Source organism: Edwardsiella tarda ATCC 15947 = NBRC 105688, from assembly GCF_003113495.2.
GTDB classification, from domain to species: domain Bacteria; phylum Pseudomonadota; class Gammaproteobacteria; order Enterobacterales; family Enterobacteriaceae; genus Edwardsiella; species Edwardsiella tarda.
Genome location: NZ_CP084506.1, coordinates 1,378,817 through 1,401,861 on the forward strand (window position 1 = coordinate 1,378,817; position 23,045 = coordinate 1,401,861).

The following is a 23,045-nucleotide window of genomic DNA, read 5'->3' on the forward strand; positions in this document are numbered from 1 at the left end:
GGCAATATTCAGTGATGCCGTAGATGGTTCGTCTTGGCTGACGGACAGTGTCTGGTATTCTTTATGCGTTTGGCCCAGCGTCCAAGCTTCCAAGCGTAAGATAAAGCCAAGGTGTAGACAACAAATAATAACAAGTAGAGTGCCATCATCAGCCACTCGGGAAACTGTAGTTGCTCAGCGAACACACCGAAGCAGACGATGGCAATATCGACTAGCACCATCAATAACAGCGATTCACGCGCACTGAATCCCGCATGCAGTAAAATATGGTGCATATGATTACGGTCAGGGCGCAATGGTGACTGCCCCTTACGAATACGGCGTATCATTATTCCCACCATATCCATGAGCGGTAAGCCGATTAACCATAGGGCGATGACCGGACGAAATGCAGGCAGGGTATTCAGATGTTGTGAGCCCAACAGCACCAGATAACCGATGATGAAACCCAAGAACATCGAACCTGCGTCACCTAAGAAGATCTTGTGCTTAAAGGGGGGAATGGTCAGATTAATGATCATGTAAGGGATGAGGGCGATGACACTCACCAGGCAGAGTTGGCTTATTATCGGCATGGTATCGGCAAAGAGTACGGCGAGTCCCAGCAGTGTGATGCCGGCCATGCTACCTGCTAAACCATCAATACCATCCATCATATTATAGGCATTAATCGCCGCACAGACTGCGATAACCGTGATGACAAGACTGAGCGCCGGGAAAGGGATCGTCAGATTGCCGATGCCCAATACATCACCGAATTGGTGTAGGCTGATATCGGTGGCGAAGCAGAGAATCAAGATCAGCAGCGCCTGTAGTGTCAGGCGAAGCCAAGGGGAGATGTCTTTTGCGTCGTCAACAGCGCCCATCAGGGTGATACATCCTGCGCAGGCTAATAAGAAGAGTAACGTGGGTTCAAGCGGCAATGTCAGCCATACACTAAGATAGATACCGATGCAAATGGCGAGGCCACCGATAAGTGGAATAGCGCCATCATGCTGTTTGCGCTGGTTAGGAAGATCGAGCAGGTGAAACTTGGCTGATAATGGACGTAAACCACCAATGGCTAATAATGTGCCAGAGAACGCTATAAACGCAGAGGTTTCCATGCTATTTATTCCTTGCTAAGCTCAAAAAAGCTGCTTTGCTCTGTGAGCAGAGAGAGAAAGATTAATTGATACCCTGGTATGAGGCGTTCTCACCATTAGGCTTTAGCTAGGATGCTATCTGTCTGGATGAGGAAATAATGTCAGTGCCAAATAATACATCTATTATAGTTTAGTGCGGTATTATATTTTTATTGTAATGGTAGCGTGGCTACGCTACCGCTCTTAGACTATCTCTGTCTAATTTATTGAGCGGAATTTTTAACGGGGGGATTATACATATAGAACATGCATTTTATTAATATAAAGTATTTGTTTTCTGTATATCGAATTGATAAATGTGATGAATGTCACAATTATTTCAATATGTGACAAGAAATCTTTACATTTGTCATTATGTTTTTGATGGTTAATTCAGCTAACCAATGGAAACAAAATGTTAACGGTAGTGATTATTGCTCGTGACTCATTTTGCTTGATTGCTGTTACGCAAGATGGCGCGACTACCACAGCCGTGGTGATACCATGAGCGGTCGGTAGACTCACTTGTCTCGCTGAGTGATAAAACGTGGTGGCCACCAAGGTGGTATAGCGCACACGAAGGGCGTGGCTCTGGCGAGAAAAGGCGTAAGGTGATCCGTCAGGAGACCTAACATGCTGGGTCTGGTTATTCAGCGAGAGGAGCGGATTATGAATGAAGTACGCATCGTCGCGACGCTAGTCGCATCGCCAGGGCAGATCGAAGGGGTTCGTCAGGCGGCGTTGTGTTTAGTGGAGCCCAGTCGGGCGGAGCGAGGCAACGTGCGTTATGACCTGCATCAGGTACAAGGGCAACCCGATACATTGCTCTTCTTCGAGATTTGGCAATCCCAGCAGGCCTTGAATCAACACGAAGGTAGCCCCCATTTTGCTTCTTTCCTCGCGGCGATCGAGGGGAAATGCCTCAGCATAGAGGTCAAGGTGTTACAGCCTATCGCCTAAGTTAGCGCGCTTCATCCGGCAGTGTTGACGAGTGGGGCGGTGATGTCTCGGGGATGCGACGAAAAAGAGGCAAAGAAAAACCCGCCATCAGGCGGGTTTTTTTATGCTATCGAACGCGATGGCGTTTTATGGCATCTGCGGCTTCGTCGCTGGTGCGGTTGCCTGGTTGGTAGCGGCAGCACCACCGGCGGCACCACGACCCTGGAACGCATAGGTTGGGCGTACCCAGGTGCTAACGATGACGGCCGGAGCCTCATAGGCCGGGGCCGGGGCTTGGGTCATCGGTGCACTAGCATGACCATGTCCATGGACGACTACCGTGTCGTCTGGACGGCTTGCCATTTCCACCGGTTGGGCGTTTACACTGGCTTCGGCTTCGGCTTCGGCTTCGGCTTCGGCTTCGGCTTCGGCTTGCGCCAGCGGCAAAATCGTCTCGGTTAAGGTCGGTGCCGCGGCGTCGCAGGTAGCGTGCGTCGTGGCGGGCTCATTAGCCGGAACCGGCTCAGCCTCGACGTGCGCGACAGGACTCTCGACGACGCTCTCAGCGACGACGGGAGTCTCGACCGCGAGGGTCTCGACGGTGGCGTCGAGGGATACCGGTGCGGCGATATCAGCTGCTGCGTGGGTGGCCTCCTCTGGCGGCAAGGCCGGCTGAGGTGCGCTGTCGGCGGCGGCGATCGGGGCGATGATGTTCGTTGCCACGGCGTCGGCTGGCGCGGTGTGCTCCGCCTCATGGACGTTGCTGCTCACCGGGGTAATCGGGTAGCTGATCCACACCTTGCCGGAGGCCATCTCGGGTGAGTAGACCGCCAGCGTCAACGGCATCGGCGACTGCTGCGGATAGCGCTCGTCACGGTAACGACGGCGGCGCTGACCGCTGACGCGCAGGTGACGCGGAGAGCGACGAGAACGACGCGGCATACCATTCTCATGGCGGTTGCCGTTCTCCTCTTCGCTCACCGCTGTGGCGGTTTGCGGTACGCTTTCCGCTAACGGAGCGCTGACTAACGGCAGCGTTGCTTTACTCTCCTCGGCGGGAGCCTCGACGACGGCCTCGCTGGCGCTCGCGGCAACGGCGGCATTGTCGACGATACGCACCTTCTGACTCAGTTGGCGACGCTGACGACGCTGTGCCGGTGCGTTCTCCTCGACGATCTCCTCGTCGGGTTGCGCGGCGACATCCAGTGCCTTGACCTCTTGCTGAGCCTGGCGCTTCTCTTCCTGACGACGACGCTGACGCTCGTTACGCTGCTCGCGGCGTTGCTGCTGCTCTTCGCGCATCGGCGAGGCGTTCTCACTCCCTCCCTCGGCAGACTGAGCCGGTTGAGACTGACGGCGATTACGGCGCTGTTCGTCACGGGCCTCACGATTTTCGCGGTTGCCACGATCCTGACGCTCGCCGCGTTCACCGCGCTCCGCGCGTTCGCTACGATCACTGCCATTGCGCTCGCCACGTTCACCACGCTCACCACGTTCACGACGCGGATTCTGACGGCGGGCGCGACGCTCCTGTGGCGCGCGGTTTTCTTCACGCGGGCTCGATGTTTCTTGCTGCGGTGTGGCTTCCTGTTGCGGCGCATCGCCGGCGAAGAGGCCTTTCAGTGAAGCGACCAAGCGACCAAACAGGCCTGGGCGAGCGGCAGCGCTCGGTTGGGTACGTGTTTCGCTCGGTGCTACTGCGGCGGCGACGGGCTTGCTCTCACTCTCTTCCAACGGTGGTGCGCTGACATCCAGGGTAAAGGCTGCCAGGGCAGGCTGTTCTGGACGCTTCCGTTCGGCAGGAGCCTCTTCTTCGCCACAGGCTTCCGCTTCGTGCAGTTGCGGCAGCTTATAGCTCAGCGTATGCGTCTCTTCGCCTTTGCGTACGCGCATCACGGCGTAATGCGGCGTCTGCATCTGATCGTTAGGCACCACGATCACCCGAATATCTGGCTGACGTTTCTCGATGGCGCTCACGGCGTCACGTTTCTCGTTCAGCAGGTAGGAGGCGACCGGAACCGGTACGATGGCATGGACTTCGCGCGTATTCTCCTTCAGCGCCTCTTCTTCGATCAGACGCAGGATGGAGAGTGCCAACGATTCGTTGTCACGCACGGTACCGGTACCGTTACAGCGCGGGCAGACGTGATGACTGGACTCGCCCAATGACGGGCTGAGGCGTTGACGCGACATCTCCAGCAGACCAAAGCGCGAGATGCGACCGATCTGAATACGGGCGCGATCCTGACGCACCGCATCGCGCAGGCGGTTCTCCACCTCACGCTGGTGGCGTACCGGCGTCATATCGATGAAGTCGATGACGATCAGGCCGCCCAAGTCGCGCAGGCGCAACTGGCGCGCGATCTCATCGGCCGCCTCCAGGTTGGTGTTAAAGGCGGTCTCTTCGATATCGCCGCCGCGCGTGGCGCGCGCGGAGTTGATATCGATGGCGGTCAACGCTTCGGTGCTGTCGATAACGATCGAGCCGCCGGAGGGCAGACGCACCTCACGTTGGAAGGCGGATTCGATCTGCGACTCGATCTGATAGTGGCTGAACAGCGGGATTTCACCGGTGTACAGTTTGATCTTGCTGCTGAAGTCCGGGCGGCCCAAGGCGGCGATATGCTGCTTGGCCAGGTCGAGGATCTTCGGGTTGTCGATCAGGATCTCGCCGATGTCTGGGCGCAGGTAGTCGCGGAAGGCGCGGACGATGACGTTGCTTTCCTGGTGGATCAGGAACGGCGCCGGGCGACCCTCTGCGGCTTTCTTGATGGCGTCCCAATGTTTCAGGCGGAACGAGAGATCCCACTGCAACGCATCGGCAGACTTGCCGACGCCCGCGGTGCGGACGATGAGTCCCATTCCATCAGGGATTTGCAGCGATGAGAGCGCCTCTTTTAGCTCGGTGCGATCGTCACCCTCGATGCGACGTGAAATACCGCCGGCGCGAGGATTGTTCGGCATCAGCACCAGATAGCTACCCGCCAGACTAATAAAGGTGGTCAGCGCGGCGCCTTTGTTGCCACGCTCCTCTTTATCAACCTGGACGATGACTTCCTGCCCCTCACGCAGCACGTCTTTGATATTCGGACGGCCATGGGCGGAGTAATTGCTGGGGAAGTATTCGCGGGCGATCTCTTTTAAGGGTAGGAAACCGTGTCTTTCGGCACCGTAATCGACGAAGGCAGCTTCTAGACTGGGTTCAATACGGGTGATTTTACCTTTGTAAATGTTTGCTTTCTTCTGCTCGTGACCGGGGCTTTCGATATCCAGGTCATACAGTCGCTGGCCATCCACAAGGGCGACACGCAACTCCTCCTGCTGAGTTGCGTTGATTAACATTCTTTTCATCGTTAACGTACTCGTTTTTTTGCATTGGCTACTTAAGCTGCGGGCGAAAAGACCTATCTGACCGGGAGGAAGACCGATGACCCCGAGTCTTATCGCAAAGTCGTCAACCTCACGGTTGTCGCCTGCATAGGGGCGCAATATTCGGTAAGCCTGCATTTCTTTGTGAAAGGCAGCGCTGTTTATCAGGATGACGCCGCAGAAAAAGGATGCGGCAAACTGACTCCATGTTGTTGGTCAGACTGCGACCCGCAGCCCGCTAATTACTTGATTTCGCATTACGTCTTACGCCATTGCTGCATTTTTGCGCTATCAGGTAAACATCGTATCCCGCTTCTTTTTCCACATTGGCGGAAAAAAACGCGGAAAACGGCTCCATTATTCCACTGCAATGGCAAATATAGCAAGACGCCATTGCGCCTGGTGCGCAGAAAGTTGCTCAATAGCACAACGTCATGCTATTTGGCATATCTATGTATATACGCCGTCGAGGCGCTTGTCAGGGATATTGCCGAATTATTGTTCCCGTGTGTCAAAATAGCAGTGGCGTATAGGCCTGCCGCTCTTTAAAATCGCGCCCCATGAATACACAAAACACTTCCGTCAAGTTAGTCACGATCGCCGCCGACGAGGCGGGCCAGCGGATCGATAATTTTTTGCGCAACCAATTAAAGGGTGTGCCGAAGAGTATGATCTATCGCATCGTGCGCAAGGGTGAGGTGCGGGTCAATAAGAAACGCATCAAGCCGGAATATAAGCTAGAGGCCGGGGATGAGGTGCGTATCCCACCGGTTCGGGTCGCCGAGCGTGATGAGGCACCGGTTTCCGCACGACTGGATAAGGTGGCGGCACTCAACGATTGCGTCCTGTATGAGGACGACTACCTGATGGTGCTGAACAAGCCTTCCGGTACGGCGGTACATGGCGGCAGCGGGCTGAGTTTTGGCGTGATCGAAGGGCTGCGCGCCTTACGCCCCGAGGCTCGCTTCCTGGAGCTGGTACATCGGCTGGATCGTGAGACATCAGGGGTGCTGCTGGTCGCCAAGAAGCGCTCGGCGTTACGCTCGTTGCATGAGCAGCTGCGTGAGAAGGGGATGCAGAAGGATTACCTGGCCCTGGTGCGTGGCCACTGGCAGTCGCACTGCAAGGTGGTACAGGCCCCGTTGCTGAAGAACATCTTACAGAGCGGTGAGCGCATCGTGCGCGTTAACGCGGAAGGGAAGCCGTCGGAGACACGTTTTAAGGTGGAGGAGCGCTTCGCCAACGCGACCCTGGTGAAGGCCAGCCCCGTGACCGGGCGTACTCACCAGATCCGCGTGCATACCTTGCATGCCGGCCATCCGATCGCCTTCGATGACCGTTATGGCGACCGTGACTTCGATCGTGAGTTGGCGGAGACCGGCCTCAATCGTCTGTTTCTGCATGCGGCGGCCCTGCGTTTCGTCCATCCCCATAGCGGCGAGACGATGCGGGTCGAGGCGCCGTTAGACGCCGCGCTGCGCCGTTGCCTGGCCGTATTACGCGCCGCGAATACGCCGCGTTAACCTCGGCGCATCCTCCTCACCTCGGCAGGCCTCGGCGGCCTGTTGAGGCGCTCTTCTCTTGCTCGCCTCCGGTTCTACGCTATTCCGCTGCTCCGCTGTTGCGCGCTGGCTGACGTGCGGCACGCTAGGCGTCGACTGCATGGCGCGGCAGACTCACGGGGCGGCACCATGATACGCAGCACCGCCTTATCCCTCTATTATCCTGTATCCTGCCCTCACACCTTGCCCAGGCACCTGACTGTCGCGCGAGGGTGTGCCACGATGTGCCCGGTCTCGCGTCGGCACGCGCCTGTTGGCTTGCTGCCTGGCAGAAGATTAATCGCGGGGGACCAGTAGGGGGTTGACACCGTGACGGCGGAGCAGCGTGTTGAGGGCGATCAGCGGCAGCCCGATCAGGGCATTGGGATCGCGCCCCTCCAGACGTTCGAACAGTAGAATGCCGGCGCCCTCGCACATAAAGCTGCCGGCACACTGCAATGGCTGCTCCAGTGCGACATAGGCCGCGATCTCCGCCGTGCTCAGTTCACGAAAATGGACATGGAAGGGTTCGCACAGGGTATGGCACTCGCCGTTGCCGCTGTTGAGTACGCTCAAACCGCTATAGAAGGTGACGCGTTGTCCGCTGGCGGCGCGCAGTTGGGCACAGGCGCGCTCGACGCTGAGGGGCTTGCCGCTGATTTGTCCATTGAGCACACACACCTGATCACCGCCGATAATGAGATGGTCCGGGTAGGCATCGGCCAGGGCGCGCGCCTTAGCCTCGGCCAGACGGCAGACCAACGCCTGCGCCGTTTCACCGGGCAGCGGGGTTTCGTCGGTGTGCGGCGCGGCACAGCTGAAGGGAAGCGCCAGCTTCTCTAACAGGGCGCGGCGGTAGGGGGAGGTCGAGGCGAGCAGTAGGGGTAACATATTTTTTTCCGAAAGCATGGCGTTAATCATGTCATCATTTTAAACTGTCCGCCGCTCAGGAAGCGAATATTGGGGGAAAGGGGTGCGAGAGTGGCCTTTTCCTTTGACTCAATGGCTTTACAAAGTTAATATGCGCGCCCTATGCAAAAGGTAAAATTACCCTTGACCCTTGATCCGGTTCGCGCTGCGCAGAAGCGTTTAGACTATGTTGGTGTCTATGCTTCCGAGCAGGTTACGCGCTTAGCTGAATCTGTGGTCAGCGTGGACAGCGATGTCTGCGCTGAAATGTCCTTCTCGATCGACAATCAGCGCTTGGCTGTTATTCGCGGGCATGCCGACGTGACTGTAACGTTGCAATGCCAGCGTTGTAATCAGCCATTCCAGCATCACCTCCACGCAACGTATTGCTTCAGTCCGGTCGCCAATGACGAGCAGGCTGAGGCATTACCGGAAATTTACGAGCCGATCGACGTCAATGAATACGGCGAGGTCGATCTGCAGGCGATGGTCGAAGATGAACTCATCCTTGCCTTGCCGGTGGTTCCGGTGCATGAATCTGAACACTGTGAAGTGTCCGACGCGGACATGGTCTTCGGTAAGCTGCCTCCCGAGGCAGAAAAGCCGAACCCATTTGCCGCATTAGCCAGTTTAAAGCGAAAGTAATCAAGGAGTAAGGTCAATGGCCGTACAGCAGAACAAAAAAACCCGCTCTTGCCGTGGTATGCGTCGTTCCCACGATGCGCTGACCACTGCAACCGTCTCTGTTGACAAGGTTTCCGGTGAAACTCACCTGCGTCACCACGTCACTGCGGATGGTTTCTACCGCGGTCGCAAGGTTATCGCTAAGTAATACAGCTCTGTATTAACAAGGCGATACTTTGACTCGTCTAACCCTAGCGTTAGATGCGATGAGCGGGGACTTTGGTCCCTGCATCACAGTGCCTGCCGCGTTGCAGGCACTGGCTTCAACCTCGTCACTGTCCCTTTTGTTGGTCGGCCAGCCCGACGCCATCGCGCCTTATCTCTCCGCCGCGGACGCTACGCTGCTTTCCCGCTTGCGCGTGGTCGCCGCCGAAACCGTAATCCCCAACGATGCCAAGCCATCACACGCTATTCGTAATAGCCGTGGCAGCTCGATGCGCGTTGCGCTAGAGCTGGTGAAAAATGGCGAGGCGCAGGCGGTGGTTAGCGCGGGAAATACCGGTGCGTTAATGGGTCTGGCGACACTGTTACTCAAACCGCTGGAGGGTATCGAACGCCCGGCATTGGTGACAGTATTGCCGAATCAACGGCAGGGGAAGACCGTGGTGCTGGATCTGGGGGCTAACGTGGCCTGCAGTAGCACCATGCTGGTACAATTCGCCGTGATGGGCGCCGTACTGGCCGAAGAGATAGTTGGTATCCCGGCACCGCGTGTCGCGTTGCTGAATATTGGCGAGGAGGAGTGTAAGGGACTGGACAATATCCGCGAAGCCGCCGCTGTGCTGAAGACAACGCCGGCCATCGACTATATTGGTTATCTGGAAGGCAACGATCTGCTGAGCGGAAAAACCGACGTGTTGGTGTGTGACGGCTTCGTGGGTAATGTTACGCTGAAGACCATGGAGGGAGTGGTGCGCATGTTCCTCTCCCTGCTAAAACCGGCGGGCGATAAGCCGCGTAGCGCGTGGTGGCTACGCTGGTTAGGTCGTTGGATACAAAAAAGAGTGGCAAAGCGTTTCGGGCAGTTGAACCCCGACCAGTATAATGGCGCTTGTCTGTTAGGATTACGTGGCACCGTAATCAAGAGCCATGGGGCGGCAAACCAACGGGCATTCGCCGTCGCCATACAACAGGCTGTGCAGGCGGTGCAACGGCAGATCCCCGTGCGGATCGCGCTGCGCCTTAAGGCTGTATTACCCAAGAGTGACTAATCGTACATGCATACAAGAATTCTCGGTACGGGGAGCTACCTGCCCGTACAAGTACGCACCAATGCTGATTTAGAGAAGATGGTGGAGACCTCTGACGAGTGGATCGTCAGTCGTACCGGCATTCGCGAGCGTCGTATCGCCGCGCCGGACGAGTCTGTCGCCACCATGGCATTTGAGGCCGCCAAACACGCCCTTGAGATGGCTCAGGTCGATAAAGACGACATTGGCCTGATCATCGTGGCGACCACGTCGGCGAACCACGCCTTTCCGAGCGCCGCCTGTGAGGTGCAGAACCTGCTGGGGATGCGTAACGGCTGCCCGGCATTTGATGTCGCTGCCGCCTGTGCAGGTTTCACCTACGCCCTGAGTATCGCCGATCAATACATCAAAGGGGGCGCGATTCGCCATGCCCTGGTGATTGGCTCTGATGCGCTGGCGCGTACCGTCGATCCGCAAGATCGCGGCACGGTGATCCTGTTTGGTGACGGGGCGGGTGCCGTGGTTCTCGGCGCCGCCGAGCAGCCGGGGATCCTCTCGACGCACATTCATGCTGATGGCCGCTATGGCGAGCTGTTGACCTTGCCGAATCGCCCGCGTCATACCGAGGATCAGGCTTACCTGACCATGGCTGGCAACGAGGTCTTTAAGGTGGCGGTGACCGAGCTGGCTCACATCGTCGATGAAACCCTGCAGGCGAATCAATTGTCCCGCGAGGATCTCGACTGGCTGGTGCCGCATCAGGCTAACCTGCGCATCATCAGCGCCACCGCCAAGAAACTGGGGATGAGCCTGGAGAGCGTGGTGGTGACGCTGGATCGTCACGGCAACACCTCCGCCGCCTCGGTACCGGCGGCGTTGGACGAAGCGGTGCGCGATGGCCGTATCCAACGCGGTCAGTTGATTTTGCTGGAAGCCTTCGGTGGGGGATTCACCTGGGGTTCCGCCTTGGTTCGTTTTTGATTTTTTGTTCAGGAAAACACTCATGTCTACATTTGCAATGGTATTCCCGGGACAAGGCTCGCAGAGCGTCGGGATGCTGGCCGATCTGGCCGCACACTATCCGCTGGTCGAGCAGACCTTCGCCGAGGCCTCCGAGGCGCTGGGTTATGATCTGTGGAGCCTGGTGCAGCAGGGGCCAGCCGAAGCGCTGAACAAGACCTGGCAGACCCAACCGGCGCTGTTGACCGCCTCCGTGGCGATCTACCGTGTCTGGCAGCAGAACCATGGCAAGCAGCCGGCGATGATGGCCGGGCATAGCCTAGGGGAATACTCCGCGCTGGTGTGTGCCGGGGTGATCGACTTTAAACAGGCGGTACGCCTGGTCGAGTTGCGTGGCCAGCTGATGCAGCAGGCGGTACCGGAAGGCACCGGCGCCATGTATGCCATCATCGGGTTGGACAATGATGCCATCGCACAGGCCTGTGCCGATGCCGCTCAGGGTCAAGTGGTGGCGCCGGTTAACTTTAACTCACCGGGTCAGGTGGTGATCGCCGGTAATAAAGAAGCCGTCGAGCGTGCTGGTGCCGCCTGTAAAGCGGCTGGCGCCAAGCGTGCGCTGCCGCTGCCGGTCAGCGTGCCGTCCCACTGTGCGCTGATGAAGCCGGCGGCCGATCAGTTGGCTGAGGCGCTGCAGGCGATCCCGTTCAATGCCCCGCTCTGCCCGGTGATCAACAACGTCGATGTGCAAGCGGTCAGCGACGCCGACGCGATCCGTGATGCGCTGGTACGCCAGCTGTATAATCCGGTCCGTTGGACGGAGAGCGTGCAGCAGATGTCCGCCGAAGGGGTGACCCAGTTGCTGGAAATCGGCCCAGGCAAGGTGTTGACTGGCCTGACCAAGCGTATCGTGGACACCATGACGGCCGCCGCGGTGAATGATTGCGCGTCCCTGAGCGCCGCTCTCGAACAGTAAGACGAGGAAAACATGAGCTTAGAAGGTAAAATTGCACTGGTAACCGGTGCCAGCCGTGGCATCGGCCGCGCTATCGCCGAGACGTTGGTTGCGCGCGGCGCACGCGTCATCGGTACCGCGACCAGCGACAAGGGCGCGGAAGCGATCAGCGCCTATCTGGGCGATAACGGCAAGGGAATGGCGCTGAACGTGACCGATTCCGCCTCTATCGATAGCGTACTGGAGCGTGTACGCGCCGAGTTCGGCGAGATCGATATCCTGGTCAATAATGCCGGTATCACCCGCGACAATTTGCTGATGCGCATGAAGGATGACGAGTGGCAGGATATCCTGAACACCAACCTGACTTCCGTTTTCCGCCTGTCAAAAGCGGTAATGCGCGCTATGATGAAGAAGCGTTGCGGGCGTATCATCACCATCGGTTCGGTGGTGGGGACCATGGGGAACGCCGGGCAGGCTAACTATGCCGCTGCCAAGGCGGGCCTGATCGGGTTCAGCAAATCGCTGGCGCGCGAAGTCGCTTCACGCGGCATCACCGTCAACGTGGTCGCGCCGGGTTTCATTGAAACCGACATGACGCGCGCGCTCTCCGATGAGCAGCGCAGCGGCATTCTGGCCGAGGTTCCGGCCGGTCGTCTGGGCGATGCTAAAGAGATCGCTTACGCTGTCGCATTTTTGGCCTCTGATGAGGCGGCTTACATTACCGGTGAGACATTGCATGTCAATGGCGGCATGTACATGATCTAAAAATCACGAAAACTATTTGCCTTTCTTGCGCGAAACACCGCAAAATAGGGTAAAATCGTGGTTTGACCAGCCGGGATTTGGTTGCATCTTTTTCAACTTTCAATACACTACGAAAACCATCGCGCAAGCGAGTTTTGATAGGAAATTTAAGAGTATGAGCACTATCGAAGAACGCGTTAAGAAAATCATTGTTGAACAGCTGGGTGTTAAAGAAGACGAAGTTGTGAATTCAGCTTCTTTCGTTGACGATCTGGGTGCTGATTCTCTTGACACCGTTGAACTGGTTATGGCTCTGGAAGAAGAGTTTGATACTGAGATTCCGGACGAAGAAGCAGAGAAGATCACCACTGTTCAGGCCGCTATCGACTACATCGAAGCTGCAAACAAGTAAGTGAACTCATCTAGGCGGTCACTCGACCGCCTACGTTTTTCCTGCATTTAATCAGTATCATTTCCCTCCCTGGAGGACAAACGTGTCTAAGCGTCGAGTTGTTGTGACCGGACTGGGCATGTTGTCTCCTGTCGGCAATACCGTAGATTCCACATGGAATGCGCTCCTTGCCGGTCAGAGTGGCATCAGCCTGATCGACCATTTCGATACTAGCGCCTATGCAACGCGTTTTGCGGGCTTAGTAAAGGATTTTAATTGCGAAGAGCATATTTCGCGCAAAGATGCGCGGAAGATGGATCTCTTCATTCAGTACGGGATCATGGCCGGCATTCAGGCCTTCCAAGACTCCGGGCTGGAGATTACGGAAGAAAACGCCCCGCGTATTGGCGCCGCTATCGGCTCCGGGATCGGCGGCTTAGGATTAATCGAAGAGAACCATACGGCCTTGATGCACGGTGGTCCGCGTAAGATTAGCCCGTTCTTCGTCCCGTCGACCATCGTCAATATGGTGGCCGGGCATCTGACTATCATGCTGGGGTTACGTGGCCCGAGCATTTCTATTTCGACGGCTTGTACCTCTGGCGTACATAACATCGGCCATGCCGCGCGCATGATCGCCTATGGCGATGCCGATGCCATGTTGGCCGGTGGGACCGAGAAGGCCAGTACCCAACTGGGTGTTGGCGGGTTCGGTGCCGCGCGTGCGCTCTCGACGCGTAACGACAATCCGCAGGCGGCCAGCCGTCCGTGGGATAAAGATCGTGACGGTTTTGTGTTGGGTGATGGCGCCGGCATTCTAGTGCTGGAAGAGTACCAGCATGCCAAGGCTCGTGGTGCCAAGATCTATGCCGAGCTGGTTGGCTTTGGCATGAGCAGCGATGCCTATCACATGACGTCCCCACCGGCCGATGGCGCCGGTGCGGCGCAGGCGATGGAAAACGCCTTGCGTGACGCGGGTGTGACGCCGGCACAAGTCGGCTATATCAACGCCCACGGGACCTCGACGGCGGCGGGCGATAAGGCGGAAACCCAAGCGGTGAAGAGCGTCTATGGTGATGCCGCCGCGCGCGTGATGGTCAGCTCGACGAAGTCGATGACCGGTCACTTGCTGGGCGCCGCTGGCGCGGTCGAGTCCATCTTTACCATCCTGGCGCTGCGCGATCAGGTGGTGCCGCCGACCATCAACCTGGACAACCCCGACGAGGGCTGTGATCTGGACTTCGTACCGCACGAAGCCCGTCAGGTTAGTGGTCTGGAGTATGCCCTGTGTAACTCCTTCGGCTTCGGCGGAACCAACGGCTCGATCATCTTCCGTAAGATGTAAGCGGGTCACGCCGGCTAATGGCTCCTTCGGGAGCCATTTTTTTTGTCTCGCCAGGTAGAATAGGGCACTACGGCATAAGGAGGCGGCATGTACTGGATCGATGGCGAAGAGCAGCATCAGATTGCGTTGAGCGATCGCGGACTGAACTATGGCGACGGTTGCTTTACCACGGCACGCGTCTGCCAGGGGCGCGTCGATGGATTGCGTGCGCATCTGGCGCGCATGCGCCAGGCCTGTGATCGTCTACAGATCCAGGGCGTGGACTGGAGCCGTTGGCTGACGGAGGCCGAGCGCTATGCCGCGTTGCTGGGGGAGGGGGTGCTCAAGGGGATGATCACGCGGGGGAGCGGTGGACGTGGCTATGATCCGCATGGCGCCGATACGCCCCGTCGCATTTTCGTCACCGCCCCGGCGCCGACCCACTATATGGCGTTGCGTGAGCGAGGCATCACCTTGACCGTCAGCCCGATCCGCCTGGCGCGTCAGCCGCTGCTGGCCGGTATCAAACACTTGAACCGGCTGGAGCAGGTGTTGATCCGCGCCCATCTGGCGCAGACACAGGCGGATGAGGCGCTGGTGCTTGACACCCAGGATAGGCTGGTGGAATGCTGTGCGGCCAATCTGTTCTGGCGGTGTGGGCAACAGGTGTTCACGCCGCGCCTGACGCAGTGTGGGGTTGATGGCGTGATGCGCCAGCGTATCTGCCGCCTATTGGCGCAGAGTCCCTATCGCCTGCAGGAGGTGGAGAGCGGGTTGGCGGCCTTGCAGCAGGCCGATGAGGTGGTGGTGTGCAATGCGTTGATGCCGCTGTTACCGGTTAACCAGGCGTTGGGGCGCGCTTTCGCCGCACGCACATTGTATCAATTTTTATTGCCGCATTGCCTACAGGTTGAGGCATAGCGGCGCCATGGCGGTGGAATGAAGAAAAAACGGATAGCCTTGATTGCGGCGTTGGCGCTGCTGTTGCTGGTCGGTTTAGGCGTGGTGGGGTATCACCAGGTGGAGCGCTTCGCCCGCACCCCTTTGCCGCTGAGTCAGCCGACCCTGTTTAAGCTGCCGGCGGGGAGCGGACGGGAGATGCTACAGGCGTTGTTGGTGCGCGATCGTCTGATCCGATCTGGACGTTACCTTCCCTGGTTATTGCAGTTGGATCCGGCGTTGGCCAAGTTTAAGGCGGGGACCTACCGATTGACGCCCGGCATGACGGTACGAGACATGCTGGTGCTGTTCAGCAGCGGGCGTGAGGCGCAGTTTGATCTGCGTTTTATCGAGGGAACCCGTTTCAGCGACTGGCTGAAGGTGTTGGCCGAGGCGCCACAATTGAAGCATACCCTACAGCGAGAGAGTGAGGCGCAGATCGCCCAACGGCTGGGGATCAAGGCGGGGCAGTCGCTAGAGGGATGGCTCTATCCCGATACCTATCGTTATACTGCCGGTACCACGGATCTGATGCTGTTGAAGCGCGCCTACGCCCGCATGGAGAAGACCGTGGAGCAGCAGTGGGCGCAGCGTGATGTGGCCTTGCCCTACAAGACGCCGCAGCAGTTGGTCACCATGGCGTCGATCATCGAGAAAGAGACGGGACTGGGTGAGGAGCGTCCCAAGGTCGCCTCGGTATTCATCAACCGTCTGCGCATCGGGATGCGTCTGCAGACCGATCCGACGGTGATCTATGGCCTGGGAAATGCCTATAATGGCAACCTGACGCGGCGTGATCTTCAGCAGCCGACCCCCTATAACACCTATGTCATCGCCGGTCTGCCGCCGACGCCCATCGCCATGCCGAGCAAGGCCTCGCTGGTCGCCGCGGCGCACCCGGCCAAGACGCCCTATCTCTACTTCGTGGCGGATGGTAAGGGCGGGCATGTATTTAGCACTAACCTGCAAAGTCATAATCAGGCGGTGCGCGCCTATTTGCAGGCATTAAGGGATAAGAATGAAAAGTAAGTTCATCGTGATCGAGGGGCTAGAAGGCGCCGGCAAGACGACGGCACGCGACGTCGTGGTGGAGGAGTTGCGCCGACACGGCGTGCAAGAGGTTGTCTTTACCCGAGAGCCGGGCGGTACACCGCTGGCCGAACAGCTGCGCCAGTTGGTGAAAGAGGGCTGTGCGGGGGAGACCCTGACCGATCGCGCCGAGGTGCTGATGCTCTACGCCGCACGGGTTCAACTGGTAGAGAACGTGATCAAGCCCGCGCTGGCGCGTGGGGCTTGGGTGATCGGCGATCGTCACGATCTCTCCTCACAGGCCTATCAGGGGGGCGGACGTGGCATCGATCCTCAGCTGCTGCAAACCCTGCGTGATACGGTACTGGGATCGTTCAAGCCCGATCTCACCCTCTATCTGGACATCCCGCCCGAACAGGGGTTGGCGCGGGCGCGTAGCCGTGGTGAGTTGGATCGCATCGAGCGTGAGTCACTGGCGTTTTTTGAGCGGACTCGGGCGCGCTATCTGGCGTTGGCCAGCCAGGATGAGCGCATCGTCACCCTTGATGCCTCACAGCCGCTGGCACAGGTGAGTGACGCGATCCGCCAGGCGTTGCAAGCGTGGCTGGCGCGTCAGGAGGCGCAGGCGTGAATTGGTATCCCTGGCTCAACGCCCCCTATCGTCAATTACTGGCGCAGCATCAGAGTGGGCGAGGCCATCATGCGTTACTGCTGCATGCCATCGAAGGCATGGGGGAGGCATCGCTGGTCTATGCCTTGGCGCGTTGGTTGCTTTGTCAGCATCCCGAGGGGGAGCGGAGCTGTGGTCAGTGCCATGCCTGTCGCCTGATGATGGCAGGCACGCATCCCGACTGGCATTGTCTCCAGGCGGAGAAGGGGAAAAATACGCTGGGCGTCGAGCCGGTACGCCAGATCATCGAGCAGTTGCAGAGTCATGCTCAGCAGGGCGGGGCGAAGCTCGTCTGGATCGCGCGCTGTGAGCAGCTGAGTGAGGCGGCGGCCAATGCGCTGTTGAAGACGCTGGAGGAGCCGCCGGCTCAGACCTATTTTCTGCTGAGCACCCGCGAACCCGCGCAGTTGTTGCCTACCTTGCGCAGCCGCTGCTTCTATCTGCATCTGGCCGCGCCGGCGGAGAGCGTCAGCCTGCATTGGCTACAACAGCAACAGCCCGGGGATCCTCAGGCGATGAGCGCCGCCTTGCGTCTGTGCGGTGGGGCACCGGTCGCCGCCCTGGCGTTATTGCAACCGGCGCGCTGGGCCCAGCGCGAGGCGTTATGCCAGGCGCTGAGTCAGGCGCTGGCGAGCGATCAGTGGCTCGATCTGCTGCCGTCGTTGAACCAAGAGGATGTCAGCGAGCGGCTGGGATGGCTATGCGCGCTGCTGCTGGATGCACAGAAGCGTCAGCTCGGCGTGGCCGCGAGCATCGCCAATCGAGATCAGCTGGCGCTGGTGACCCTGCTGGCAAAGCGGCATGCGCCGGCCAAACTGCAACAGCTGCTGCACGCCTGGGTGGCGTGCCGCCATCAACTCCTGGCGACGCCAGGGATCAATCGTGAATTATTGCTTATGCGCCAGCTGTGCGCATGGAGCGACTCCTCGCCGGCCGGCTAATTGGCCCGGCATAGACAGAATAGGTTGGTTATGTATCTAGTCGATTCTCACTGCCATCTCGATGGCTTGGATTATGATGGACTGCACGATAGCGTCGATAGCGTGTTGGCCGAAGCGCACGCTCGTGGTGTCGGGTTTGTCCTGGCCGTCGCCACCACCCTGCCCGGTTACCGCGCGATGCGCGCCCGTATCGGCGATCGTCCCGATGTCGCCTTCTCGTGCGGCGTGCATCCGCTGAATCTGGACGAACCCTATACGCCGCAGGCGTTGCAGAGTCTGGCCGCCGAACCGGGGGTGATCGCGTTGGGCGAGACCGGGTTGGATTACTTCTATCAGCAGGACAATATCGCCGAACAGCAGGCGGCCTTCCGCCAGCATATTCGTATTGGCCGCGAGTTGGGCAAACCGGTGATCGTGCATACCCGTGAGGCACGCCAGGATACGCTCGCGATCCTGCGAGAGGAGGGGGCCGATCAGTGCGGTGGCGTGCTGCACTGTTTTACTGAGGATAAGGCGACGGCGGCGGCGTTACTGGATCTCGGTTTTTATATCTCTTTCTCGGGTATCGTCACCTTCCGTAATGCCGAGGCGTTGCGTGAAGTGGCGCGTTATGTGCCGCTCGATCGCCTGCTGGTGGAGACCGACTCGCCCTATCTGGCGCCGGTGCCACATCGCGGACGCGAGAATCAGCCGGCCTATGTGCGCGATGTCGCCGAGTATCTGGCGGTGTTGAAGGGGATTGACGCGCAGGCGTTGGCGCGCGCGACCAGTGCGAATTTTAGCCGCCTGTTCGCGGTGACGCTGCCGAACGCGGATTAATATATTTTACACTGCGTAAAAATGCCCATCGATGGGCATTTTTTGTGCGCAACAGTGATCGGCTAACTGGCTAATAATGCAACATACTCGCTAGGGTTGGTCGATTTTCTTGCGTAAATGTTAAATAGATCGCTGTAATGTGTGAAACGTGACAGCCATCAAACACCAAATGCTCTATTTATTTTACTCTGCGTAAAAAATAACAGGGTGCAAAGACACCCCTTGCCGGGGGCCCTCTTCCCTCTGGCACACGCCGCCCCTGGCGTGAATAAAAAGAGCATTTTTACTCAGGAGCACACTCAAACATGTTTAAAAACGCATTTGCTAACCTGCAAAAGGTAGGCAAGTCGCTGATGCTGCCAGTATCAGTCTTGCCCATCGCAGGTATTCTTCTCGGTGTCGGTTCGGCTAATTTCAGTTGGCTACCCGAGATTGTTTCCCATGTGATGGCCGAGGCGGGCGGGTCGGTATTTGCCAATATGCCGCTCATCTTCGCTATCGGCGTGGCATTAGGCTTCACCAACAATGACGGGGTTTCGGCGCTGGCCGCCGTGGTCGCCTATGGCATCATGGTGAAAACCATGGCGGTGGTCGCACCGTTAGTGCTGCATTTACCGGCCGAAGAGATCGCCTCGAAACATCTGGCGGACACCGGGGTGCTCGGCGGGATCATCGCCGGTTCCATCGCGGCCTATATGTTTAATCGCTTCTATCGTATCAAGTTGCCAGAGTACCTGGGCTTCTTTGCCGGTAAGCGCTTTGTGCCGATCATTTCTGGCCTGGCCGCCATCGCCCTTGGTGTGGCGCTCTCCTTTATTTGGCCGCCGATCGGATCCGCCATTCAGCACTTCTCTCAGTGGGCCGCTTACCAGAACCCGGTTGTGGCTTTCGGTATCTATGGTCTGGTAGAACGCGCGCTGGTGCCCTTTGGCTTGCACCATATCTGGAACGTCCCGTTCCAGATGCAGATCGGTGAGTACGTCAATGCGGCCGGTCAGGTGTTCCACGGCGACATCCCGCGTTATATGGCGGGGGACCCGACGGCGGGCAAACTCTCCGGTGGCTTCCTGTTCAAGATGTACGGCCTGCCGGCCGCCGCGATCGCCATCTGGCATTCGGCGAAACCGGAAAACCGCGCCAAGGTTGCCGGGATCATGATCTCGGCGGCGCTGACCTCATTCCTGACGGGGATCACCGAGCCTATCGAGTTCGCCTTTATGTTTGTGGCGCCGATCCTGTATGTGATCCATGCCATCCTGGCCGGTCTGGCCTTCCCGATCTGTATCCTGCTGGGGATGCGCGACGGTACCAGCTTCTCGCATGGTTTGATCGACTTTATCGTGTTGAGTGGTAACGGCAGCAAGCTGTGGCTATTCCCGATCGTCGGCCTGTGCTACGCCCTGCTGTATTACGTGATCTTCCGTGTGCTGATCGTCAAGCTGAACCTGAAGACGCCGGGGCGTGAAGATAGCGCGGCCGAACAGTCTGCCCAGGGGAGCAACGAGATGGCGGCCTCACTGGTACAAGCCTTCGGGGGCAAGGACAATATCACTAACCTGGATGCCTGTATTACGCGTCTGCGCGTTAGCGTCGCCGATGTCGCCAAGGTGGATCAGGCCGGCTTGAAGAAGCTGGGCGCCGCTGGCGTCGTGGTCGCGGGTTCCGGTGTTCAGGCCATTTTCGGCACGAAATCGGATAACCTGAAGACCGAGATGGATGATTATATTCGTAGCCATTGATGCAAGTACGTGATACGCCTGTGACAGGGCGATGACGTCGCTTAGCCCCCGTTTTGGGGGCTTTTTTTATGCTTCAGCGCGCCTGACCGGGGCACGCGGCTGAGCATAGGCATAGGCATAGCGTGGGGCGTGCGGGATGTGATAACGCGGAGGAGGGAGACACGAGAGGTGCGGGCGGCGTTATACCGCCCGTGAGTGGGCGGCTCAGCCGTTCAGCAGATGGCCCATCTTGGCGGCCTTGGTGGCCAGATAGCGTTCATTCTTCGGATTGCGCCCGACGATCAGCGGCACGCGTTCGACAATATTGATCCCCGCCTGGGTCAGGATATCGACCTTCTTCGGGTTATTGGTCAACAGACGTACCTGGCTCACGCCCAACAATTTAAACATGTCGGCGCACAGGGTAAAGTCGCGCTCATCGGCGGCGAAGCCCAACTGATGGTTGGCCTCGACGGTATCGGCGCCCTGATCCTGCAAGGCATAGGCACGGATCTTATTGAGCAGACCGATGTTACGCCCCTCCTGACGATGGTACAGCAGGATACCGCGCCCCTCTTCTGCAATGTGTTCCAGCGCGGCTTCCAGCTGGAAGCCGCAGTCGCAGCGCAGGCTGAACAGGGCATCGCCCGTCAGGCACTCGGAGTGAACACGCGCCAGTACCGGCGTCGTGCCGGAAATATCTCCATAAACCAGGGCCAGATGGTCATGACCTGTCGCAATCTCTTCAAAGCCGACCATTAAAAAGTCGCCCCATGGCGTCGGCAGTTTTGCCTCTGCCACCTGTTTAAGCTGCATGTTTGTCTCCACAACCACATCATTTTCCATCATGACGGCGTCACATCTACGGCACACTGCGGATGTAGATAGCACAGGGTACGCAAGAGGATGAGTGACGCTTCCTACTTCGGCTATAAAAGTCTGGCCTCATTTTGCCATAAAATGTGCGTAAAGCTCGGCCAAGAAAGCACATTTGTTGCAGCCGATGGCGCAAAAAAGGGAATAAAAATGCTGCATCAATAGTAAAACTATTATTTGATATGGTGATACCCATGGCGCGATTCAAGGGTGGCGGGCGCAGAGATTGTGGCGATGGTACAAAAATAGCGCAGCATTCAATAAACCCTTGCCTTTCTGCTAGGCGGGGTTTCCATGCCCCATGAGTAAATGTTAATTTAGACGCTGTCTCGATTTTCTAAGCATTATTCATTTGCTTAACCTGAACAACGGGAAGAAATGTGAAATATTTGCTGATTTTTCTGATCGTACTGGCCATCTTCGTACTGTCGGTTACCCTCGGCACGCAAAATGATCAGCTGGTTACCTTCAACTACTTGTTAGCGAAAGGGGAGTACCGCCTGTCGACGCTGCTGGCGACGCTGTTCGCCGCGGGCTTCGTCCTGGGCTGGTTGATCTGCGGGCTGTTTTATTTGCGCGTGCGGCTGGGGCTGGCTCGCGCTCAGCGCAAGATCCGTCGTCTGGAGCAGCAACTGGCGCCGGCTGATGTGCCGGTGGGTGCTAGCGCCGCGCCGACCCGCGCCGCCAAGGAATAACCGTCATGCTTGAGCTGCTGTTTCTGCTTCTCCCGGTAGCGGCTGCCTATGGCTGGTATATGGGGCGCAGGAGTGCACAGCAGGATAAACAGCAAGAGGCTAATCGCCTGTCGCGCGAATACGTGACCGGGGTGAACTTCTTATTGTCTAACCAGCAAGATCAGGCGGTCGAGCTGTTCCTCGATATGCTCAAGGAGGACAGTAACGCCGTCGAAGCCCATCTGACACTCGGCAACCTGTTTCGTTCTCGTGGCGAAGTCGATCGCGCCATCCGCATCCACCAGTCCTTAATGGAGAGTGCCTCGCTCTCCTTCGAACAGCGTCTGCTGGCGGTGCAACAGCTGGGGCGCGACTATATGGCGGCGGGCTTGTATGACCGCGCCGAGGAGATGTTTAGCCAACTGGTCGACGAGGCCGATTTTCGTCTGTCAGCACTGCAGCAGTTGCTGGTGATCCACCAGGCTACCAGCGAGTGGCACAAGGCCATTGAGGTGGCGGAGAAGCTCGTCCGGCTAGGAAAAGAGCAGCAGCGGGGCGAAATCGCCCACTTCTACTGTGAGCTGGCGTTGCAGGCCATGGGCAGCGACGATCTCGATAAGGCGCAGAGTCTATTGAAGAAGGCGGCGGCGGCAGATAAGGGCTGTGCCCGCGTCTCCATCATGCAGGGCCGAGTCTATCAGGCCTTGGGTGAGCCTGCCAAGGCCGTAACGGCCTTCGCCCAGGTTCTCGAACAGGACCGCGCCTTCGTCAGTGAGGTCTTGCCGTTGATGGAGGCATGCTACCAGACCCTGGGCCAAGCGGGGCCGTGGCATGACTTCCTACGCCGTTGCGTCGAGGAGGATGCAGGCGCCAGCGCCGAGTTGATGCTCGGCCAGGTGATCGAGGCGGAGGAGGGGCTGGAGGCGGCACAGATCTATGTGAGTCGCCAGTTACAGCGCCATCCGACCATGCGGGTGTTCCATCGCCTGATGGACTACCATCTGGCAGAGGCTGAGGATGGCCGGGCGCGTGAGAGTTTGCTGCTGTTACGTGACATGGTCGGCGAACAGATCCGCACCAAACCTCGTTATCGTTGCCTGAAGTGCGGCTTCACTGCTCACAGCCTGTACTGGCATTGCCCCTCTTGCCGAGCCTGGGCGACGGTCAAACCGATCCGTGGCTTGGACGGTCAGTAAGCATCGGGGGAGGATTTGCCCCGCGAATAGGGCGAGGCCCTAGGCAGAGCGGG

At 58.2% G+C, this 23,045-nt stretch carries 22 protein-coding genes; 18 read left to right on the top strand and 4 right to left on the bottom strand.

The window, feature by feature from the left end; genetic code table 11:
- Positions 1–8: 8 nt before the first annotated feature.
- Positions 9–1,106 (bottom strand): undecaprenyl-phosphate alpha-N-acetylglucosaminyl 1-phosphate transferase, encoded by a 1,098-nt coding sequence (locus tag DCL27_RS06375; RefSeq protein WP_035601087.1) that lies wholly within the window; start codon positions 1,104–1,106, stop codon positions 9–11.
- A gap of 651 nt (positions 1,107–1,757) precedes the next feature.
- On the opposite strand from DCL27_RS06375, the gene DCL27_RS06380 reads away from it, so the two are divergent.
- Positions 1,758–2,084 (top strand): putative quinol monooxygenase, encoded by a 327-nt coding sequence (locus tag DCL27_RS06380; RefSeq protein ID WP_080582873.1) that lies wholly within the window; start codon positions 1,758–1,760, stop codon positions 2,082–2,084.
- Between the two features lie 126 nt (positions 2,085–2,210).
- Here the strand turns inward: DCL27_RS06380 and rne are convergent, their stop codons facing one another.
- Positions 2,211–5,414, bottom strand: coding sequence for a ribonuclease E (rne, locus tag DCL27_RS06385; RefSeq protein ID WP_109691542.1), 3,204 nt, complete (start codon positions 5,412–5,414; stop codon positions 2,211–2,213).
- A gap of 578 nt (positions 5,415–5,992) precedes the next feature.
- Between rne and rluC the strand changes: the two genes are divergently transcribed.
- On the top strand, positions 5,993–6,955 hold the full coding sequence (rluC, locus tag DCL27_RS06390) for a 23S rRNA pseudouridine(955/2504/2580) synthase RluC (RefSeq protein WP_005287317.1): 963 nt from the start codon (positions 5,993–5,995) through the stop codon (positions 6,953–6,955).
- A 315-nt stretch (positions 6,956–7,270) separates the two neighbouring features.
- On the opposite strand, the gene DCL27_RS06395 is transcribed toward rluC, so the two are convergent.
- A complete protein-coding gene (locus tag DCL27_RS06395) occupies positions 7,271–7,864 on the bottom strand; it encodes a Maf family protein (protein ID WP_035596166.1) in 594 nt (197 codons plus the stop codon).
- A 141-nt stretch (positions 7,865–8,005) separates the two neighbouring features.
- On the opposite strand from DCL27_RS06395, the gene yceD reads away from it, so the two are divergent.
- From yceD to ptsG, 14 genes are all read left to right on the top strand, one after another.
- Positions 8,006–8,527 (top strand): 23S rRNA accumulation protein YceD, encoded by a 522-nt coding sequence (gene yceD, locus DCL27_RS06400; protein ID WP_005287310.1) that lies wholly within the window; start codon positions 8,006–8,008, stop codon positions 8,525–8,527.
- 16 nt (positions 8,528–8,543) lie between these two features.
- A complete protein-coding gene (gene rpmF / locus DCL27_RS06405; protein WP_005287307.1) occupies positions 8,544–8,714 on the top strand; it encodes a 50S ribosomal protein L32 in 171 nt (56 codons plus the stop codon).
- 28 nt (positions 8,715–8,742) lie between these two features.
- Positions 8,743–9,777 (top strand): phosphate acyltransferase PlsX, encoded by a 1,035-nt coding sequence (plsX, locus tag DCL27_RS06410; RefSeq protein ID WP_005293829.1) that lies wholly within the window; start codon positions 8,743–8,745, stop codon positions 9,775–9,777.
- 6 nt (positions 9,778–9,783) lie between these two features.
- Complete coding sequence (locus DCL27_RS06415; protein WP_005287299.1) at positions 9,784–10,737, top strand: beta-ketoacyl-ACP synthase III; 954 nt, start codon at positions 9,784–9,786, stop codon at positions 10,735–10,737.
- 22 nt (positions 10,738–10,759) lie between these two features.
- On the top strand, positions 10,760–11,689 hold the full coding sequence (fabD, locus tag DCL27_RS06420) for an ACP S-malonyltransferase (RefSeq protein WP_035596167.1): 930 nt from the start codon (positions 10,760–10,762) through the stop codon (positions 11,687–11,689).
- 12 nt (positions 11,690–11,701) lie between these two features.
- Entirely contained in the window at positions 11,702–12,436 is a 735-nt protein-coding gene (gene fabG, locus DCL27_RS06425; RefSeq protein WP_005287291.1) for a 3-oxoacyl-ACP reductase FabG, read from the top strand.
- Between the two features lie 154 nt (positions 12,437–12,590).
- Positions 12,591–12,827 carry an acyl carrier protein gene (gene acpP / locus DCL27_RS06430; protein ID WP_005293837.1) on the top strand — a complete coding sequence of 79 codons (237 nt, stop codon included), beginning with the start codon at positions 12,591–12,593 and terminating at the stop codon, positions 12,825–12,827.
- A gap of 82 nt (positions 12,828–12,909) precedes the next feature.
- Positions 12,910–14,151: a beta-ketoacyl-ACP synthase II gene (fabF, locus tag DCL27_RS06435; RefSeq protein ID WP_005293840.1), complete on the top strand. Its 1,242-nt coding sequence runs from the start codon at positions 12,910–12,912 to the stop codon at positions 14,149–14,151.
- Positions 14,152–14,238: 87 nt separating this feature from the next.
- Positions 14,239–15,051 (top strand): aminodeoxychorismate lyase, encoded by an 813-nt coding sequence (gene pabC, locus DCL27_RS06440; protein ID WP_035596168.1) that lies wholly within the window; start codon positions 14,239–14,241, stop codon positions 15,049–15,051.
- A gap of 18 nt (positions 15,052–15,069) precedes the next feature.
- Positions 15,070–16,098, top strand: a complete 1,029-nt coding sequence (gene mltG, locus DCL27_RS06445; protein ID WP_035596169.1) for an endolytic transglycosylase MltG — start codon at positions 15,070–15,072, stop codon at positions 16,096–16,098.
- Complete coding sequence (gene tmk / locus DCL27_RS06450; protein WP_005287275.1) at positions 16,088–16,729, top strand: dTMP kinase; 642 nt, start codon at positions 16,088–16,090, stop codon at positions 16,727–16,729. Before mltG ends, tmk begins: the two co-directional genes overlap by 11 nt.
- Complete coding sequence (gene holB / locus DCL27_RS06455) at positions 16,726–17,709, top strand: DNA polymerase III subunit delta' (protein ID WP_005287273.1); 984 nt, start codon at positions 16,726–16,728, stop codon at positions 17,707–17,709. The genes tmk and holB overlap by 4 nt, the downstream gene beginning before the upstream one ends.
- A gap of 30 nt (positions 17,710–17,739) precedes the next feature.
- Positions 17,740–18,528 (top strand): metal-dependent hydrolase, encoded by a 789-nt coding sequence (locus tag DCL27_RS06460; RefSeq protein ID WP_035596171.1) that lies wholly within the window; start codon positions 17,740–17,742, stop codon positions 18,526–18,528.
- Positions 18,529–18,833: 305 nt separating this feature from the next.
- Entirely contained in the window at positions 18,834–20,267 is a 1,434-nt protein-coding gene (ptsG, locus tag DCL27_RS06465) for a PTS glucose transporter subunit IIBC (protein WP_035596173.1), read from the top strand.
- A 204-nt stretch (positions 20,268–20,471) separates the two neighbouring features.
- Here ptsG and ribA read toward each other — a convergent pair whose 3' ends face one another.
- Complete coding sequence (ribA, locus tag DCL27_RS06470) at positions 20,472–21,062, bottom strand: GTP cyclohydrolase II (RefSeq protein WP_005293851.1); 591 nt, start codon at positions 21,060–21,062, stop codon at positions 20,472–20,474.
- A 440-nt stretch (positions 21,063–21,502) separates the two neighbouring features.
- On the opposite strand from ribA, the gene DCL27_RS06475 reads away from it, so the two are divergent.
- Both DCL27_RS06475 and lapB read left to right on the top strand, forming a co-directional pair.
- Positions 21,503–21,817, top strand: coding sequence for a LapA family protein (locus DCL27_RS06475; protein WP_005287250.1), 315 nt, complete (start codon positions 21,503–21,505; stop codon positions 21,815–21,817).
- A gap of 5 nt (positions 21,818–21,822) precedes the next feature.
- The gene (gene lapB / locus DCL27_RS06480; protein ID WP_035596176.1) at positions 21,823–22,992 is read left to right on the top strand and encodes a lipopolysaccharide assembly protein LapB; all 1,170 of its coding nucleotides are present in this window, start codon (positions 21,823–21,825) and stop codon (positions 22,990–22,992) included.
- Positions 22,993–23,045: the final 53 nt, after the last annotated feature.